Source organism: Paenibacillus sp. RC73 (assembly GCF_044908085.1).
Classification (GTDB): domain Bacteria; phylum Bacillota; class Bacilli; order Paenibacillales; family Paenibacillaceae; genus Paenibacillus; species Paenibacillus terrae_A.
In genome coordinates this window covers 146,450-164,319 of sequence record NZ_JBIYCV010000003.1, presented here as the reverse complement: position 1 = coordinate 164,319, position 17,870 = coordinate 146,450, and the positions used below count along the sequence as shown (strand labels likewise).

The 17,870-nt window shown below is 42.1% G+C and carries 17 protein-coding genes and 1 pseudogene; 8 read left to right on the top strand and 10 right to left on the bottom strand.

The window, feature by feature from the left end; all coding sequences use genetic code 11:
* Positions 1–49 precede the first annotated feature (49 nt).
* On the top strand, positions 50–235 hold the full coding sequence (locus ABH897_RS07650; protein ID WP_283653834.1) for a hypothetical protein: 186 nt from the start codon (positions 50–52) through the stop codon (positions 233–235).
* Positions 236–289: 54 nt separating this feature from the next.
* Here ABH897_RS07650 and gtfA read toward each other — a convergent pair whose 3' ends face one another.
* The 4 genes from gtfA to ABH897_RS07630 all read right to left on the bottom strand — a co-directional run bounded on the left by gtfA (position 290) and on the right by ABH897_RS07630 (position 5,112).
* Positions 290–1,744 carry a sucrose phosphorylase gene (gene gtfA / locus ABH897_RS07645; protein WP_404591521.1) on the bottom strand — a complete coding sequence of 485 codons (1,455 nt, stop codon included), beginning with the start codon at positions 1,742–1,744 and terminating at the stop codon, positions 290–292.
* A gap of 38 nt (positions 1,745–1,782) precedes the next feature.
* Complete coding sequence (locus ABH897_RS07640) at positions 1,783–2,565, bottom strand: alpha/beta hydrolase family protein (RefSeq protein WP_283653836.1); 783 nt, start codon at positions 2,563–2,565, stop codon at positions 1,783–1,785.
* 45 nt (positions 2,566–2,610) lie between these two features.
* Positions 2,611–3,954, bottom strand: coding sequence for an MFS transporter (locus ABH897_RS07635; protein WP_283653837.1), 1,344 nt, complete (start codon positions 3,952–3,954; stop codon positions 2,611–2,613).
* 174 nt (positions 3,955–4,128) lie between these two features.
* Complete coding sequence (locus ABH897_RS07630) at positions 4,129–5,112, bottom strand: LacI family DNA-binding transcriptional regulator (protein WP_283653838.1); 984 nt, start codon at positions 5,110–5,112, stop codon at positions 4,129–4,131.
* 206 nt (positions 5,113–5,318) lie between these two features.
* Between ABH897_RS07630 and ABH897_RS07625 the strand changes: the two are divergent.
* Both ABH897_RS07625 and ABH897_RS07620 read left to right on the top strand, forming a co-directional pair.
* A pseudogene (locus tag ABH897_RS07625) lies at positions 5,319–5,537 on the top strand (sugar ABC transporter permease); the annotation flags it as partial.
* A gap of 55 nt (positions 5,538–5,592) precedes the next feature.
* On the top strand, positions 5,593–6,675 hold the full coding sequence (locus ABH897_RS07620) for a hypothetical protein (protein WP_404591519.1): 1,083 nt from the start codon (positions 5,593–5,595) through the stop codon (positions 6,673–6,675).
* A gap of 91 nt (positions 6,676–6,766) precedes the next feature.
* Here ABH897_RS07620 and ABH897_RS07615 read toward each other — a convergent pair whose 3' ends face one another.
* Entirely contained in the window at positions 6,767–7,315 is a 549-nt protein-coding gene (locus ABH897_RS07615) for a PilZ domain-containing protein (protein ID WP_044644198.1), read from the bottom strand.
* Positions 7,316–7,335: 20 nt separating this feature from the next.
* Complete coding sequence (locus ABH897_RS07610) at positions 7,336–7,908, bottom strand: HD-GYP domain-containing protein (protein ID WP_283653841.1); 573 nt, start codon at positions 7,906–7,908, stop codon at positions 7,336–7,338.
* A 101-nt stretch (positions 7,909–8,009) separates the two neighbouring features.
* Here ABH897_RS07610 and ABH897_RS07605 point away from each other — a divergent pair, with 101 nt between their 5' ends.
* From ABH897_RS07605 to ABH897_RS07595, 3 genes are all read left to right on the top strand, one after another.
* Positions 8,010–8,972, top strand: coding sequence for a tyrosine-type recombinase/integrase (locus ABH897_RS07605; RefSeq protein WP_283653842.1), 963 nt, complete (start codon positions 8,010–8,012; stop codon positions 8,970–8,972).
* A 502-nt stretch (positions 8,973–9,474) separates the two neighbouring features.
* The gene (locus tag ABH897_RS07600) at positions 9,475–10,446 is read left to right on the top strand and encodes an alpha/beta hydrolase (protein ID WP_404591517.1); all 972 of its coding nucleotides are present in this window, start codon (positions 9,475–9,477) and stop codon (positions 10,444–10,446) included.
* Positions 10,447–10,828: 382 nt separating this feature from the next.
* Positions 10,829–12,130, top strand: coding sequence for a tetratricopeptide repeat protein (locus tag ABH897_RS07595; protein WP_404591515.1), 1,302 nt, complete (start codon positions 10,829–10,831; stop codon positions 12,128–12,130).
* Between the two features lie 314 nt (positions 12,131–12,444).
* On the opposite strand, the gene ABH897_RS07590 is transcribed toward ABH897_RS07595, so the two are convergent.
* The 3 genes from ABH897_RS07590 to ABH897_RS07580 form a co-directional block, all read right to left on the bottom strand.
* Positions 12,445–13,122, bottom strand: coding sequence for a hypothetical protein (locus ABH897_RS07590; protein WP_404591513.1), 678 nt, complete (start codon positions 13,120–13,122; stop codon positions 12,445–12,447).
* A 125-nt stretch (positions 13,123–13,247) separates the two neighbouring features.
* Positions 13,248–14,165: a hypothetical protein gene (locus tag ABH897_RS07585; protein ID WP_404591511.1), complete on the bottom strand. Its 918-nt coding sequence runs from the start codon at positions 14,163–14,165 to the stop codon at positions 13,248–13,250.
* A gap of 71 nt (positions 14,166–14,236) precedes the next feature.
* Positions 14,237–14,758 (bottom strand): hypothetical protein, encoded by a 522-nt coding sequence (locus ABH897_RS07580; RefSeq protein WP_404591509.1) that lies wholly within the window; start codon positions 14,756–14,758, stop codon positions 14,237–14,239.
* Positions 14,759–15,559: 801 nt separating this feature from the next.
* Here ABH897_RS07580 and ABH897_RS07575 point away from each other — a divergent pair.
* Positions 15,560–15,739 carry a Spo0E family sporulation regulatory protein-aspartic acid phosphatase gene (locus ABH897_RS07575; RefSeq protein WP_404580983.1) on the top strand — a complete coding sequence of 60 codons (180 nt, stop codon included), beginning with the start codon at positions 15,560–15,562 and terminating at the stop codon, positions 15,737–15,739.
* A gap of 553 nt (positions 15,740–16,292) precedes the next feature.
* On the opposite strand, the gene ABH897_RS07570 is transcribed toward ABH897_RS07575, so the two are convergent.
* Positions 16,293–16,886, bottom strand: coding sequence for a DUF4183 domain-containing protein (locus ABH897_RS07570; protein WP_283653850.1), 594 nt, complete (start codon positions 16,884–16,886; stop codon positions 16,293–16,295).
* Between the two features lie 484 nt (positions 16,887–17,370).
* On the opposite strand from ABH897_RS07570, the gene ABH897_RS07565 reads away from it, so the two are divergent.
* Positions 17,371–17,784: a DUF4183 domain-containing protein gene (locus ABH897_RS07565; RefSeq protein WP_283653851.1), complete on the top strand. Its 414-nt coding sequence runs from the start codon at positions 17,371–17,373 to the stop codon at positions 17,782–17,784.
* The last annotated feature ends 86 nt before the right edge of the window (positions 17,785–17,870 follow it).

Here is a 17,870-nt window from a genome sequence, read left to right as displayed (position 1 = left end):
GCAGAGCGAAGGTGAGAACAGCGGGCAGGCGTAAAGCGGCGGCGGATGAATGGGTCGAGAAAAAAGGTTCGCGGATACACTGGAATCAATAGTGGAGGAAATCGAAGTATCCGTGCTGCGTGAGCTGGCGGTGAACCGTTCCCTGAAAAAGCTGGAAGGCATCACGCCCGGTGGTTACCGTAAAATGAAAATCCGCCCGCAACAGGGAATAGACTGTGGGCGGGCGGCTGAATAACCGTGCAGGACATTATATTCTGTTATGCTCTTGGAATCCGATGCGTCCTATCAGTTAAACGCCTGTCAGACGTACAAGGGACCCTTTTTCCAGATCTACATAATCAACTGTAAATGCGTGGGTCCGCACGTTGGCTTTCAGAAGGGCACGATAGGTCCCTTTTTCCCATTGGATTTCCAACTGATCGGAATTTCCAGCTTCTACGATTTTGATTTCACCATCAAAAGCAGGATAGGAATTGCGGAATTTCATCAACTGAAACAATCGCTTCAAAACTGGTCTTTCCAGGTTTTCAATGACTTCCTCTTGGGAATAGTAATGCCGATTAATGTTACGGCCTACCTTCGTTTCTTCCAATAGCGCGATGTCATTTTCACCTGCCAGCAGCCCTACATAATAGACTTGGGGGATGCCCGGTGCAAAAAACTGAATGGCTCTTGCCAGTACATAGGCATCATCGTTGTTGCCGAGTGCTGAATAGTACGTACAGTTGAGTTGATAGATATCCAGGTTATTATAGGCGGCCGTATTGTATACCCTTTTAATGTTAGCTCCCTTGGAGAACAAATTATTTTTGGTCTCTTCGATCTCTTCATCCGTCATTAAGCCCTTGGCATCCACTACTCCAATTCCATCATGAGTATCCAGCGTAGTAAACTGCTTTCTCGGACAGATGTTCAGCCAGTGAATGAGACGCTCACTATTACCGCTATACAGTGTGTGCAGCACCAGCATAGGCAGGGCAAAATCGTAAACCCAATGATCCTTCTCAGCAAGCTTCAACTGAATGGAGTAATGTTCATGAATCTCCGGCAGAACATCGACGCCGTATGGCTTCAATATCTCCTGTGCTTCACCAAGCATGTCCCAAATTTCAGGCTCCACGAAAAAACAATTGGTTCCTCTTTTTTTGGTAGCATATGCAAAAGCATCAAGTCGGATGATCGAAGCACCCTTTTCAGCCAGACGAATCAGGTTTTCTCTGACAAATTGCTGGGTCACGTCCGAGTGCAGATTAAGATCCACCTGTTCCCCATCAAAGGTACACCATACCTTTTCCGTCGTACCATCCTTAAACTCGACATCAACATAAGGCGCACGTGGCTTTCTTTTATAAATCAAATCCACTTCTTCCTGAGTGGGCTCTCCATTCGGCCAAAAATCCTTGTACCGGATAAACAAGTCGGCGTACGGCGAAGCGTCTTTATGTTGGACAAAGTCCTGAAAATACGCCGAGCTGCGAGAGATATGATTAATCATAAAATCAAACATGAGGTAAAAATCCTGAGACAGCCGTTTAATATCTTCCCAGTCACCAAAGGGTGCGTCAACGCTCTCATAGGTCATCGGAGCAAAGCCACGGTCTGCCGAAGACGGATAAAAAGGAAGCAAATGGACGCCACCGATAACCTGTTTAAAATGGCCGTTTAGCAGTTCCCCCAGCTCTTTCAAATTCTTCCCCATGCTGTCTGCATAAGTGATAAGCATAATTTCATTTTTAATGGACACGATGGTTTCTCCCCTGTTCTCCCGCTGTGGGATATCTATTATTTAGCGTTCTTTTCAAAAAAATCTAACGTATTTCTGAACAGCTGTTCCCGATGAGGTACATTTCCCCATGAATGGTCGGCACCTTCAATGATCTGAATGCCAATGGGCTGTGAATAGGCTTGTTCATATTGATAGGCATATTGAATAGGTGCTATAAAGTCCTGATCTCCATGTATAATGGTGACATTTCCTTTAAAACTTGAGGCTCTGGTGTAAATATCCAAGCTGGCTACATCCTCAATGAATCCCGGTCCAAGACGCAAACTGTTGAAATCAAAATACCCCTGTTGATCCATGGACGAAATCGATTGTCCCTGAATCGTTTTGTTGTTATTGATTTCGTCGGTTACGGTTGCCGCAGGGGACCACATACATAAAGAGTGAATGTCTTCAGACAAATCACCAGCTACTATACTGGCAACCACGCTCCCTAGGCTCATACCCATTAGACTGACTCGGGACGGGTCTACGAATTCCAGCTGCCGGACAAAGTTAACGATGGCCTTTCCCTCTTCCACCTCTCCGGAAATGGTCACGTCGTAAAAATCACCCTCGCTTTCGCCATGCCCTCCAAAATCAAACCGCACAGCTGCAATCCCTTGCTTTTCAAGCAGGCGTGAAATTTGAACAAATGAGTAAAAATATTCGATCCGGTTAGCCCCAAATCCATGAAACATAATGACAGTAGGATATTTACTGCCCTTGAGGGTCTCAGGAATATGAGCTGTTCCTCTTAGCGTCAACCCATGAACAGAAGTTTCAATATATTGTAATGACATGACAGCCACCTCAATCTCAAATTTTTTGAATATGAATATGTTAAGTTACTGAGCCGCTCTTCTTTCAATCAGCTCTGCACGCATTTGGCTTTGGACAAAGTCAATCCGGTACATATAAATGAAGAGCATACATATCGCAAATGCAATCGCAGGAATCCAGACAAAATTAGTTGTAATGGCCTGCAATGCAGACTCTGTCTGCGCCATGTTAGCTACAAACCCTCCCTTAGCCAGAATTTTGGATGTTAAAGCTCCTGCAATCCCTGCGCCAAACTGAATTCCGATCGTTCCGGCTGCCGTTAACAGACCTTGAGCTCTGACACCAAACTTCCATTCTCCAAAATCGACGGTATCGGCAAACATAACAAAAACCGTACTTTGCGCAGCCCCCAAACCAAACGATCCCAGAGCAACACCAAACAGTGTAAGAGCAACAGAAGGCTCCATCGAACCCATCCACATCACAATCTGTCCCAGAATACTGACCAGTAACCCAATCAAAACCAGATTTCGGTTCTTCATTTTCTTTACAATAAATGGAACTAGCAACATACCGATGATCATGGCACCTGCATTAATCCCATTGGCAAGCGAACTCATTCCCTCGTTTCCCATATTATATTTAAAGAAGAATATCATGGTAGACCCTTTGGCCACTACGCCGATAAAGATCACAAAATTAGTCAGTGCAAGCATCCACCATGGAAAATTGGGCAAGAGCGCCTTAATGCTGTCTCGGAAAGGAACCGGTTTGCCCTGATCATATTGAACACGCTCTCTCGTATTCCTAAACGTTAATAGAAACATAATTACGGATAACACGGAGAATATCCCCATGGTGAATATAAATCCCTTTTGGTTCGTCCCCCCTCCAAAAAAAATGACCAATGGAAGAGCAACCACACCTGATACCAACACACCAATCTGTCCGCCGATATTACGAAACATATTGGCCGAGCTTCTTTCCAGTGGATTCGTAGTGAGACTCGGTAGCATCGCCGAAATAGGTACATTGATACCTGCAAAGATAATGTTCAGTAAAATGTAGGTAATATAGGCATACGCCAGTTTATAAGAATCATCGAAATAGCCTACAGCAAAAGACAGCACCGTGATAATCCCGAATGGAATTGCCAACCATAGAAACCAGGGCCGTGCTTTACCATACTTGGAATTGGTTCTATCAATGAGAATCCCGAAGATCGGACTGGCGAAGGCATCGAGTACACGGACAATTAAAAATAACAGACCGACAGATTCGAGGCTTAGTCCTGCAACATCGGTGTAGTAAAACATGAGATATGTTGAAACAACAGTGAATACCAAATTGTAAGCGGTATCACTCAGGCCATAGCTTAACTTCTCTTTGAGGCTTAACTTATTGCTCATCTTCTTCGTCCCCTTATGTGAGATTCACGTTGCAAGTAAAGCGTTTTCAGAAAACGTTCTATAATAATTTATATTATATACTAAAGGATTGACATGTCAAACGATTGACATAAAATTTTTCAAAAAAATAAATAGCCGTTACCCAACAAAAGAAATAGGGGAACGGCCATCATTCTAGGTTGTCTGCCCAGGGATCAAATGGACCGGGAGCAGCGGATTTAAGTCCCCCGTGTAGTCCTGTCCATTAATTCGTTTGTTCAAAATTCCTACGGCTTGCCGGGCCATTTGCTGAATGGGCTGACGAATGGTGGTTAACTGTGGCATAAAGGCTTGGGCCGTCTCTGTCCCATCATATCCAACAACTTTCAACGTTTCCGGCACACGTCTACCTGTCTTCAAGGCTTCAAAATATACGTTTGCCGCCAAGATATCATCACTCGCAAAAATACCATCCACATCTGGATGCTCACTAAAAATCTGATGAATGATTTGTTTATATAATTCTTGATCAAAAGACCTTGGGACTTCGTAAAAAATGGACTCCAACCCGTGATTCTCCATCGTTTTTTGGTAGGCCTCCAAACGCAAATGTGTCTCGGTTTGCAGCATGTACGGCCCATTGATATGAATGATTTTTTGACAGCCTTTATGAATTAAATGTTCCGTTGCCAGCTTCCCACCCAAATAATTATCCGAAGAAACGACAACCGCCTCTTCAGAAATATACTGGTCAATGGAGACAATCGGGAATGAAGAGTTTACTCGCTCAAATACACCCCTGTTATGACTGCCGACAATAATTCCATCCACTTGGTTCCGCAGCAGCATGCTCAAATAATTGGCTTCCTTCTCTGCACTTTTCAAACTGTTGCACAAAAAAACCTTATACCCCAGCTCCTCGCAAGCGAGTTCAATATGAAATATCAGTTCCGCATAAAAGGGATTACTCACGGTTGGAAAAATCAACCCTATAATGTTGCTTTGTTTGGATAACAGCGATCTGGCCATTTCGTTCGGTACATAATTCAGCTCTTCCATAGCGTTGTATACTAACGAACGTGTCTTTTCACTGATATATCCCCTGTTATTCATGACTCTGGAAACCGTCGTTGGAGAAACACCTGCACGCTTTGCTACATCTTCTATTTTTGGTTTCAATGGACTAGCCTCCGTAAGCATAAGAAAATCCTAGGGTTATTTTATTGTTCTCAAATATTCACATGCCATAATTCTAACGAAAGTTTGAAAATGTCTCCACTTAATTATTTTTATATCCCGAGGTCCACAGCCGGGGTATAACCGAGTTGTGAAACGCATCTTATTACCTACGATCCATACGGGAGGGATTCATCAAAGGCCGCTGTATGAACACAAACGCGGAAACTGTGCGGACAGGCAGGTATTCTTCGAAGAAAGAGAGAACTGTATATCGTCAGGTTTGGAAAAAAATGAAAATAGACTGGCAGCTATATGCGCTGCTGGCGGTGATGCTCCATGAGCTGACCTCCTCCCGCATTCAGAAGATATCGCAAACCATTTTATATCTTCCACATTTTATTTCCTGGGTTATTATTGGCGGCATCGCCAATCTGCTCCACTGGAATTAAAAATCTCACGAAACGAAGGAGTGTGTTTATCATGTGGAAAAAAGGAAGCAAAGCATTGGCAGCAGCAATCATTCTGGGAGCGACCCTGATCGCACCCGCTGTGGCTCCATCCAAGGCAGCAGCAGCGGGTCTGAGCGCATCCGAGCAATCCAGACTTGTGGAATACTGGTCGCCTGTGCTGTATCAGGATGTAGGTAACAACCCCGAAGGGGATATTCCGATTCCCGTAAACTTTGACGGCGACTGGTCAGGGCTAAACAACTGGGATAATATCGGCAAGTATGCCAAAGGCAGCAGCTTACCCTTGAAACCAAGCGTATACTGGTCGGTCGTGGAATCAGATACCCACTATTTCATCGGTTACGATCTGTTCTACGCTACACATGATCCACGAGGGACGTTGGGAGATCATGAAAATGATATGGAAGGCATGATGTTCACGATCCGCAAGCCAGGCACAGCCAAAAAAGACGGCACCAGGGTGACCAATCCGAACGGCGAGCTGGAATTGGCTTTGATGCCGAGACACGCCAAGCTGGGCATGTATGGCCCTGCCAACAAGGCGGTTCAATATGATCCAGGAATGAGCTCAGTTTACTATGACAGCAACTTCACCACTGAAACGAACGCCTCCGGCACCCATCCCTTGGTATACAGTGCGCAAAATGACGAGTCCTTCCTCGAATCGGACGGTGATTTCGGACACGCGCTCAAGCCTTACAACGGTAAAGGCGCCAAAGGCAAATCCGGCTACATCTTTCAGGCCGGAACTCCGGTGAATCTCAACGCCTCCGGTGGACAGCTATGGGACTCCAAAATCGGTAATTTTGACGATAGCAAGCGTATGGGGTACGAGCTGATCCCGCTGGAAACCTCGCTGTGGCCGCTGCGGAACGATTTTACGCTGGACCTGTGGAGCAGCTACGGCACGTTCAAGGGCGACAACGGCCGTGCCAATGCCGCTAATGCGCCATGGGACTGGAGCTTCGAGAACTATCGCGATCTGGGATCAGGTCGGATGCTGTATGACCCTGCCTACCTGGTGGACAAGCTCTTTGACGGATTGGGTGAATTTTCGTTGACCTACAGCACCAATCTGTACAGCGCACAATAGATAATAGCCACGAGCCGTCTTGTGATCCTTTCCCCGACGGCTCAGGTCATTCCATAACGGGAACAGATACACAAAAGCGATCGTGGCTTTTTTATACCACAGGTGTAGGTGTAGTGGGAGCTGCGGTTTTTAAAACGCGCTGATTAATGCAGTACATCAGCCTTTCCTGATCGCTGGAACTCATTTCATCAAACACAAGCCCATAGGTTATAAAAGGCTGGCTAATATGCGCCTCTTTTCGGATTAAATGTGCCTGCAAGACAAAAGGCTCTTTATTTAGCTCAAATTCAACCTGAATGAGAACCGGTTTTTTCAAAGGCAGATCATAATCGCAAATCAGCTTTAGCCCCTTCACGCTAATGTCTTGTATTTTACCGATCCCTTTTCTATGAGTAAGCCTTGCCAGAGCCTCATCTCCAAAATGTAAAAACTCAAACGCACAGCCCTCATCCGGAATACCCAAGCGAAAGGCTTCCCGCCGATTCAACTTGCTGTTGGCCTCCTCCAGTAACTTCTTAATTTCCTTTTTCTCCAGCTCTTTAATACCCAATTGTTTTTTTAAATCTATGAAATGAATAATTCCATTGACCAAGCATACAACGATCATCAAAATGATAAGACCTGCGATGGTGAATACCATGGAACATGCCTCCCTCTGAATTATTGTCCAAGGGCACTCGACAGGTCCTCAGGCAGATGCAAAAACCGTTCAACATATAGCAAATCAAATTGTGTTCCAATGTGACGCCAAAGCTCCTCTTTGGCCTCCTGTATGGACATGCCCTGGCGATACGGTCGATCGGAAATCATACTATCAAATGCATCCATGATGGAACACATTCGAGCCATAGGCGGAATTTTGTCACCACTTATGCCAAACGGATAGCCCTGTCCATCCCAGCGTTCATGGTGAAATCGAACGATATCTACAATATCCTGCTCCAGCATGCCCTCTCTTAAAATAAGCTGGGTACCCAACAGGGGGTGAAGCCTCATGATTTTCCATTCTTCTTCATTTAAAGGAGCTGATTTATTCAAAATGTCATCCGGCAGCAGCATTTTTCCAACATCGTGAATGCAACAGCCTATGACGAATTTCCGTGTCTGCTGGTCATCAAAATCCAGGTAAGGAGCTATTCGCTTAGCCATATTGCCAACCCGCAGGCAGTGTTCATACAATTGTTTATCTTTAGATAGCAGACGAGTTAGACAGCTCACTAAAACATTTTCCATAAATATTCCTCCAGTTTGACGCGCGGTCAGCGATTTGCCTTAATATTGAGAATAGATATCGCACAATATTCATTGTGCGAACGAACAGGAGGAATTTTTTTATGTATACGTCTAAAATGACATCTTCTCAGCTACATGCCCCTTCCATGCATAACCCGGAGACGTACACGGATGACGAAATTACAGGATTATTTTTAAGTACTTGCACTAACTCCCCGTATACCCTGCGCAACTACAAGAGGGCCATTCAGCAGTTTCGAAATTTCACATCTGGTAAACCGTTACGGAAAGTAACATGGCAGGATATAGAGGTCTATAAAATCGGCTTATTAGAGGGTGCTTGCAGTCCTACCAAGCAAACACCTGCACCAGCGACCATTGCCAGCTTCTTGGCCCCATTAAAATCGCTATACAAGTGGGGGAGTGATCCGAGCATTCATATTTTTCAGCACAATCCCACCACAAGTGTGCGAACCCCCAGGATTCCAGTGAACAGTAAAAATCATTTCTTAACCAAAAATGAGCTGCGTCAGCTTTTAGCCTATTTAAAAACACAGGGGGAACGGAATTATCTGATCGCGCTCACGCTGGTTTTATTGGGGCTTCGGGTGTCTGAGATGGTGTCTATACAGTGGGATCACTTCCATACCGATCCGACGGAAATGTTCATGTGGCTGACCGTGTTTAACGGAAAAGGAGGCAAACAGCGCGAGGTCAAAGTACCCGCAAGACTTTGGGAGATGTACAAGCAGTACAGAGACGCTTTCCAGCAAGAGGAACCATTAAATATGCGGGAGAGGTTGTTTCCGTTGTCAGTAAGGCAAGTGGAGACGATTATTAAGCTGGCCAGGGAAAAAGCTGGGATCACGAAAAAGATAACCCCCCACTGGTTTCGCCACACGAATGCTACATTAGCCTTGATTCATGGTGCATCGTTACAGCAGGTGCAGGAAAATCTCGGACACTCCCACATCAATACGACGCAACGATACCTTCATACGGTTAGCCAAATGCAAAAAGCAGCCCCCGACTATGTGGAAGACTGCTTAAAAGATATATTATAGGTATTTAGTTACAAAAAGGAGTTGAAAAAATAGTCTTAAATAACTAAAATGAAATAAGAAAGATTCTTTTTTTAGTTCGTTTTACATATCGCACAATGAATATTGTACGCTATTCACTTCTAATATTTACCAATCAAAATAGTGTCTAGATAGTTCTTGAGATATAGGATTTCTCTTTACAATTATGCCCTTTGAGCAGAACATTAGTCGATACCATAATCATACTGATTTGTCGGTACTCATATATCCGTGATAACAATACAATGATTACTTGTAAAATCTATAAGAGGGAAGCTGTGGATAGCAGCTTCCCTCTTTCATTTACTCTGTCCGCCCATTCGCTGCTGAGCATCCGAAAGATGTAGAGAGACTACGGCTGCTGACGAAACAAAATAATAATTAAGTTAAAATTAAGCTGCTGTTTTCTTTTGGATAAGATTGAGCATTTATAATGACGGGAATACAAGGAGAATAGCTGTTGAGATAAAGGGGGATGCGAGAAGTGAAAAAATGGCTTAAAAGATTATGGAAGACGGTTATGTTCGGGTTGCTGGCCATTTTGGTTCTTCTGGCATCAGGTGTGATATATGAACAGGTAAGCACCCGGCAGGATCTGAAATCTTATACCCCCAGCGGAAAGCTATACAATGTGAATGGGCATAATATGCATTTATATACCGGAGGACAAGGGAAAGTAACGGTTGTATTCGCTTCCGGGTGGGGCACGGCCAATCCGTATGTTGATTTTTCCCCACTGTATGAGAAGCTTGCACCACATGTTAAATTCGCAGTTTATGACCGGTTCGGCTATGGGTATAGTGATACGACGGACAAGAAGCGTGACATTGATACAATAACGAATGAAATACACGAATTGCTGCAGGTGTCTGGTCAAAAGCCACCTTACCTGCTTGTAGCACATTCGCTAGGATCCCTCGAAACGCTCCGGTTTGCACAGAAATACCCGGACGAGGTACAAGGCATCGTGATGTTGGATAGCGGAAGCCCAGAATATTACTATGCTGATGCTGAGGAGCCAGTACGCGGCGGCTTTATCAATCAGTTGCTCATTAAAACAGGCGTGATTCGGATGCTTTTTCACTCTGACAGTTTTATCGAAGCCTCACGTGCAGCTCGCAACGGCTTGAAGTTCGTGCCGGATGAACTGAAGAAGATTGATCTGACAGCCTCATTGCTTAAGCTTGAAAATGCCAATATAGAGGACGAGCTGCGTCAATCGCGGACGAATGCAAAGGTCGTATTGGATGACAAACAGCCCTTCCTTTTCCCACTTACCGTGCTGACATCCGATTACTTAGGGGTTCCCAATGATGTCTGGAACAAGTACGAAAAGGAATTTACTTCCTGGTCCGTGCAATCGAAGCAATTGGTGGTTAAGGATACCGAGCATTATATTCATCAATATCGCCCTGATCTCGTTGCAGATGAAATATTAGCCTTGACCAAGCGGTAGGCTGAAGCTCGCCGTTACAGGCAGTGAGGTGAACCTGTTCACATAGAACGACCCTGCGTGTCTTGGTTTTCTCAAGATATACAGGGTTGTTTGTGCTTTGAACTTCGATATCTCTCCAGCTTTACATATCCATAATTCACAAAAAGTAATTACTTGAAAAGTATATATAATACATCCATAAGATGGTATAATATCTCCCAGAATAGCTTTATATTTTAGCATCGGATTGTCCCAAGAAATATCCTTATAGATCAGTATCTAACGGACTACATAAAACGTTACGTTAAAGGGGTTGTTACATTTGGAACCTACAACCACGATACGCACAGAACTGGAAAATTTCATGAAACAGAATGGGTTAAATATTACCCAATTCGGTCTGGTGGCAGACATCAATCCAGGCACAATAAGCGGGATCGTCACAGGCAACCGTGCACTCTCCATTCATCAGTTAGATCGCATTACAGCTACATTAGGCCACTCCAAAGGGCATTTTTACAAGAATTATATTGAGGAATTTTTGAGTTCAACAACCCCTAACATCCGTAGAGTCAGACCCCTTTTGTACAATTGCGCGGAGTTGGACATGTTGGATTGTATTGAGCAGGTCGTCAGCTTGCTGATGGAAAAGCTGGCATACGCCGATGCCCTGTTTACCATAGCTGAGGACTTTTTCCAACAAGGGAAGTTTGCAGCGTCCATCATCCTGTATGAGAGCATAGCCGTCGGTGAGAAAAAGCAGCACTCTGAGCGACTAGCCCTTTGTCAGTACCGCATTTTTATGGCGAAGCAAGGGGACGATCAGGAAATAAATTACCAGGCTGCGATCCATTTTGAAGATTACGTTGAACGGCTTGATGATGCTGACCAGCTCGACGCGTTAAAGGATTTAGTGAATACATATCGCTCATTACGGAAATGGGGAAAGGTAAACATATTCGCTAAGATCATGGGAGACAAGGCTGCCATTCAGTGCGAGATCAATCAACAGATTAAGTTAAAAAGACGGAAAAAGAAGAAAACTTCAGTCAATCCCCCATTTGTGTATTGGGCCTACTCCTATTTACTTCATGCAGGTGTCTGTGAAGCGCAAAAAGACTACAATCAAGCATTGGAGTATACGTACACTTACGCTGATTTAAGTTGGGTGAAGGAAACGGATGAACAGACCTTGCTATGGAAGGGGCGGTTTACAGAATGGGCGCAGGCTAATACTTACGTGAATAAGCTGTTGGCTGGAGATATAGGCGTCCTTCCAGACTATTTAACTTACGTTACTTCCAAGAAAAACGAGGTTCTCCCCGCATTGATTAACATAATTGAAGCGGCTAATCAATATGATTTTAATGTAGATGATGCTCTCAAGCGGTTTGAAACAGAGATCCAGTCTCTAGTTAAACAACAAAAAAGTGTAGGCGTGTACACCCAACAATTCATGTCAGAGCGCATCGCTCATTTTTTACAGGAATTAGCTAATTACAACTTACGTAGAGGTGAATATCAAGAGGGATTTAAATATTTAATTAACAGCTTGGAATTATCCTCTACAATTAAATCGAGTAGCAAAGCATCCATCATCAAGTGTGTTGAACTATTTGAACGTTTTAAAAAATATGCATCATCGCGAACAATAGATACCTACCAAAATTTGATTAATAAAGTATACGAAATTGAAAAAAGTTAGGGTTACTTTTATCGGTGACTAGCCTTCTGAAAGTGGCAATAGTCACCCTTTCAATACAATCCAAAAAAAGGGTCTATTTACAAACCATTTGAACAACATGGTGGGGTTTGATGATTTTTTGCTAAAGAATTTTATACCGTGGAGCCAGTTCTTCGAGCTGGTTTTTTCTTTTGAGGATTTGCAAAGTAAGAGAATATACATCTTTAGATTAAAAGCAGTCTAAACCCCTTATAGAAGAGGTTTAGACTGCTTTACAAAAAAATTAAATCTATATCAGGAATTGGTATTTAGAGTTTCACAGCAGAATGCTCATATTAAGGAGCTTCATACTTGGAAGTAAATCTTTCTCGATCTTTAATGATCTCGTTTTTATAGGCATCTTGATATGTTTTATACTCCTCTGTTTTGGTTAGTTCATTAGCAATGCTCTCTTCACTAAGTTTCTGGATACTGTTTTTCGAAAAAACATCTGTTTTTACCTCTATGTTAAAATTAGGTCCTGATACGAGTAAAGAACCATCCTGCTCTGCGGTCGCAGTGAACACATATACCTTTCCTTTTTGTGGTAGGGAATCATCTTCAAATAAGAAATATGTGCTCTTATCATCATTCAGTCCCCCAAATTTTTGAATAGGAATGGAAACATCCTTCTTTAAATTACCTTTTATATTACTAAGCACTTTAACGGAGTAATTTGTATAGGGACTTGTCAATACTTTGGGTCCATCCTCCGTTTCTTTCGTGACAGGAAATTTATACTCCGTTCCCGTCATTTCTTCTACGAGGCCTACAAATGCATAGTCAGTATAACCTACAACCTCTTTGGGGTTATTTATATCTATAACAAATGATGCTTGTATATAGCTAGTTGGAATTTCGCCAGACTTCGTTATATTCTTGTCTACCTTAGGATTTGAACAACCAGAAGCCAGTATTGCAACCGTAGTTAAAATGGACAAGAACATAAATGCTTTCTTCATGCTAGTTCTCATTGGTCGTACCTCCTTAATTAATATCTTTTATAAGCAAGATCGGGTGTACTATGCTAAATTAAGAAAGCCGATTGCCTTCAAGCAATCGACTGGGCGAAAACAAAAAATGCTGTAGCTTCAAAAAATTAATCTATCAGCTTAACTTTAAAACTTGCATTAGGACTTGCTGTATAAGGATTATCATCAGGTAAGGGCGAAAATGGATTAGTCAGCATGAATAAAATCATGACTTTTCCATTCTTCTTATGGTCTATAGATACAGTGATTTTTTTGTTCTCTCCTTTAGAGAGTTCATCATAAATATTTTGGTTTCCATTTATATTTACTTGCTCCCAATCGACTAGCGATACAATATAAAAATCAATTGACTCCTCCGATAAGTTGCCATATAGAACGTTGAATCTTAGATTATCATCCTCCGTTTGTAACAAGGCTTTATAAGCATAACCTTGCTTACCTACAAAAATACCATCTATACGCGCTTCTTTTAATTTTTCACTATTCACTTGTTGAGGCCGCTCCATAGGGATATCCCCCAAGTTCTTAAACAAATTCAATCGAATATTATATGTTTGAGATAGAGAATCGGCCTTTGCTAATGTGTTGCTATCTGTCACAACTTCATCTGGATTTTTGAGAATTATAAAATTTGTCGCATGGAATCCGTCTGCGATACCTTCTATTTTCACAGGAATCGTCTCACTTTGATTTTTAGCTAAAGTAAAGCGAAAGTACTGCATATCATTATCATGTATTTTAAAGTTTCTTTGCTTTCCATTATCAAAAACAAGTAATATAAATGTCTTCTCCTGATTAGTCTTATTCGCAAATATAATATTTTTTTCAAAAATTTCATCTTTTATATGAAATGAACGCTTGGCTTCTATGGTGGAATTGCTATTGTAAAGTCCTAAGGAGTAGCCCTGCTCCGTCTTTTCATTGGGTACTATGTTCTGCTCGATACTTGAATTCGTATCGTTGCTACAGCCTATAAACAAGATAAATAACAAAAATATACATAACTTTTTCAGTTTTATCCACATCCTATTTTTGAAAAAAAGACAGGAAATTGGCTCCTGCCTCTTTTTCTGTATTTAAGAGTAATTAGCGATAACTACCAACCGTTATAATCTTCTCTAGTCTCTGGATACCAACTACTATAGCCTTTACTTTCAAATGTGTGATTAGAATAACCATAAGCATCATAGCTCGGCAAAATCATTGTACCTTGCCATGCTGTAGCAGCAGCAAGATTAGTATTCGATTGTGTGTCAGAAGCAGTCGCTAATATTCCTCCATTGTGATATAAACGAGTCACTACGCCAAGTTTGCTAGCAACAAACGAAGATTTTGTTTCTCCTGTTGAAAATAGCTGTGCCTGAGGAACAGGAAATTTAAAAGCTTTTCCTAATCTTGTGCTGCATGTCCAATCAGGAGAAGCGGCCAAAGTAATCCCACTTCCGTCTGACAAAGGTGTAAAAGTTTTTTCCTGCACTTTAACTTTAAAATTGTCTTCATTAGTGTAGGAATAACTTTTTACAGATTCTGAGTCTTTTTCCGATACTTCAGTGGCAAAAGCGGAAGCAGAAAACATAAAAGTTAAAGCCAGCGTTCCCAATAAAACTCTCTTCTTCATAGTCTTTTTTCTCCTTTTTGTGAGCTTATTTATACAAAACTCTCTTACAACTCATAGTGTAATTGAGTTTGCATACCAGAACAGATAGGATACCTAACAATTAAATATAAAAAGTTGTTTTTATTAGTAATAAATGTATGTATAAAATACTGTACAGTCTCACTTCATTATTTTTTATATATCACTTTAAATGGACCATCTCGTATATCTACTTCAGTTGGTTTAAAACGTGTATCAGAACGATCACTTATGAAGATGTATGCTGTTTCTTTAACATTCGTTTTTCTTGTCTGTGTACGCTGATTTGGAAAGGTAATGGATATAGTTTTGCCATTCCTCATTAGTGGCGGTGTATTTGTCTCTTGTGAAGTAATTTGAAACTACAACATGAGAACTTTCCTCCAAGCATTTTTTTCCTCCCTAGTGTCTAAATTCGAAGTGCAAGATATACATTTCTATTTATGTAAATAACCAAATTATTTATCCATATTATAGTGTTGAAATTTCATTTTGTTATTAACTAGAAGACTATGCAAATTCCAATATAAACCAAATAAAATCCCATATTTATAGTACTTTGTTATTTGTGAATACCCATTCATTTACCTTGCTATACGCTTGATATGACAGGTTTTTTTGTAATGATTGAATCTGTACAAACAACAAGATTAGAATAATATTTAAATGTCTTTAAAAAGGGCTGCTTTTTATTTTTTAGAATAGATATCCTCATGCACTTTCACTTTTCCCAAAAATACACATGGCATCCTAAAATAAGTATCACCTAAGGAGGGATGTATGATGGGAAATGAAGAGACTTTGCAGCAGCGACTAGAGAACAATCGACAACGGCTCTATGATTTGCAAGCAAAATATGGACTAAGCCATATTGATGTACTCAGGCAATCTATGGTTTTGGACGAGCTGATTAATCAATATCATCGGATGTACTATGCACAATTAAAAAAGCCGATCGCTTGACAGCAATCGACTGGGCGAGAAACTTGTGGTGGGTCACTCGCCCTTTTATTGTAACATACATGCCAAATCATCTGATTGCCAGCTTTATCGTTTATTTTTCAGTTCATTCATACAGAAGATACAGATCCAAGCACTTTTAAAATATGTAAGATGTTGAAGCTCGCCACATAAAATACAGGCCTCCCCCACGCATCGTCGCATAATCAAGCCACTCTCCGTCATCCAAAATTCCATGGCTGTATGCTTGCCAATCCCAAGACGCCTCCTTATATCTACGGGGATGACAATCCGACCTAAGCTATCCAAGTCCCTGACCATTCCTACGCGATCCAAGAAAAAACCTCCTTATTCAAAAGACTCAATACACCCAAAATAGGCATACATGCTTTGGATAAGGAAATATTTATCATCACATGGCGTGAATTGGAAAAGAAACGGTACCTGCTGAAGAAGTTACATCGGCAGTAGTATGGGCTTCGTAATAATCAGATAATGTAACCTCTTCAACAGGAGATACACGGTTTGGTCTAATAATACCAATTTATAATTTCGCTCAGTTCGCCATTCTTAATGTAAATTGAAAAACCTCGAAAATAAACGGCGTACCCGCAATTACAAGAGCTTCTTCCAATTCAACAGTCAATGTGGTACTACTTATCTGGTACAACCTGCTTTCCTGCAGTACCCCATTAATATACAAATCCGTGTAGCTGTTCGCACCCAATTCTGGAAGCTGACTTGCCAACTGTCCATCATCATTCGTAAACTGGGAAATAGGGATTTCAACCGTACCCGTCAGATCTGAATCGGCAAAATAGAAATATCGCTGTACCTCAGGCACAACCGTGATCCCATCCAAATTAAGCGGTGGTCCCTGCTCTCCCTGTGGCCCAGCCTCTCCTTGCAAGCCTTGAATCCCTGGAACCCCCTGAAGACCCTGTTCACCTTGGGGGCCTATGGCGCCCGCCTGGCCCTGGGGTCCGGCACTACCCGGAATGCCCTGTGGCCCAGCCGGACCTTGTATGCCTTGATGCCCAGCATTACCATCGGTCCCCCTTAATCCATGCACCCCTTGAACTGCTCCTCCTGAATTGCCTTGAGGCTCCTGTTCGCCGCCTCGCAGTCTTCGTTGACCTTTGAATTTCATAAAACAGATTTTTTTATTTGATAAACCTGAGGGCACCCGCTCAGCGTGCAAATGATGTCTATAAGCGCATATTCTCTCTCTTCTTCTACCCTGTCTATAAATACGTTTATTTCCCTTTTTGTTACGAATGCAGCTCGTTCCTGTACGATAAATGGGCATAAAACGGAACGCTCCCATCTTTTGATCTCTTTCCTTCTTTTTTTTCCTTGCCACCTGGGTCAAGCGATATCTTTTACGCAACAATAAATTTCCCAATACTGACACCTCCATAATTAAGTACAGTTTCATTATCTTATGGAATCTAAACGAACCTGATTGGACAGATGACCTCCTTAAATTTTTTTCCAAAAAAATAAATTTTTAATGCTCACTTCCATTTCGCCGTTACATTATTTTTCTTTCTGAATTTACTGAAAGTGGGACTGAATCCCCTGTAATTTTTCAAAAAAATAAATTCCCCCAATTTTAGAATGGAGGTACCAACATGCCCGTTATTAAACCTGTTTATACCGCCGTTGCAACTGCACCGGTCGCAAGCGGAGGCGTAGTCACCACTACTGTAAGCCCAGCTATTACAAATTTTTTCTCAGCTGTAACTGCTGGTGATATTGCCGGAGGTGTTACAACACTTCTCGCCGCAAGCTTTGTTGATGATGCTGATGCTCCAGTCGTCGCTTTACCTGTCCTTAGCGCAGACGATTATTACAATGTATTTGTGAATGGTGTTTTGCAGCAGGCTACTTTATCCACTTTGACACCCGCCAGTCTAGTTTTGGCGACCACTGATATTGCCGTAGGTGTTCCTGTCACCCTTGCTGTAGCCAGCTTTGGGAATACGGTCTCATCCATTACGACTCAGCCAGCCATTTCGGCACCAACGGTTACGATCAGCACTTAATCAATTTTTTAAATAAAATGGATTCAGAACCATTTTCTCACATGATATACGTTAGCCTGGAGATTCTCAGTCTCGTAAACTGTGAA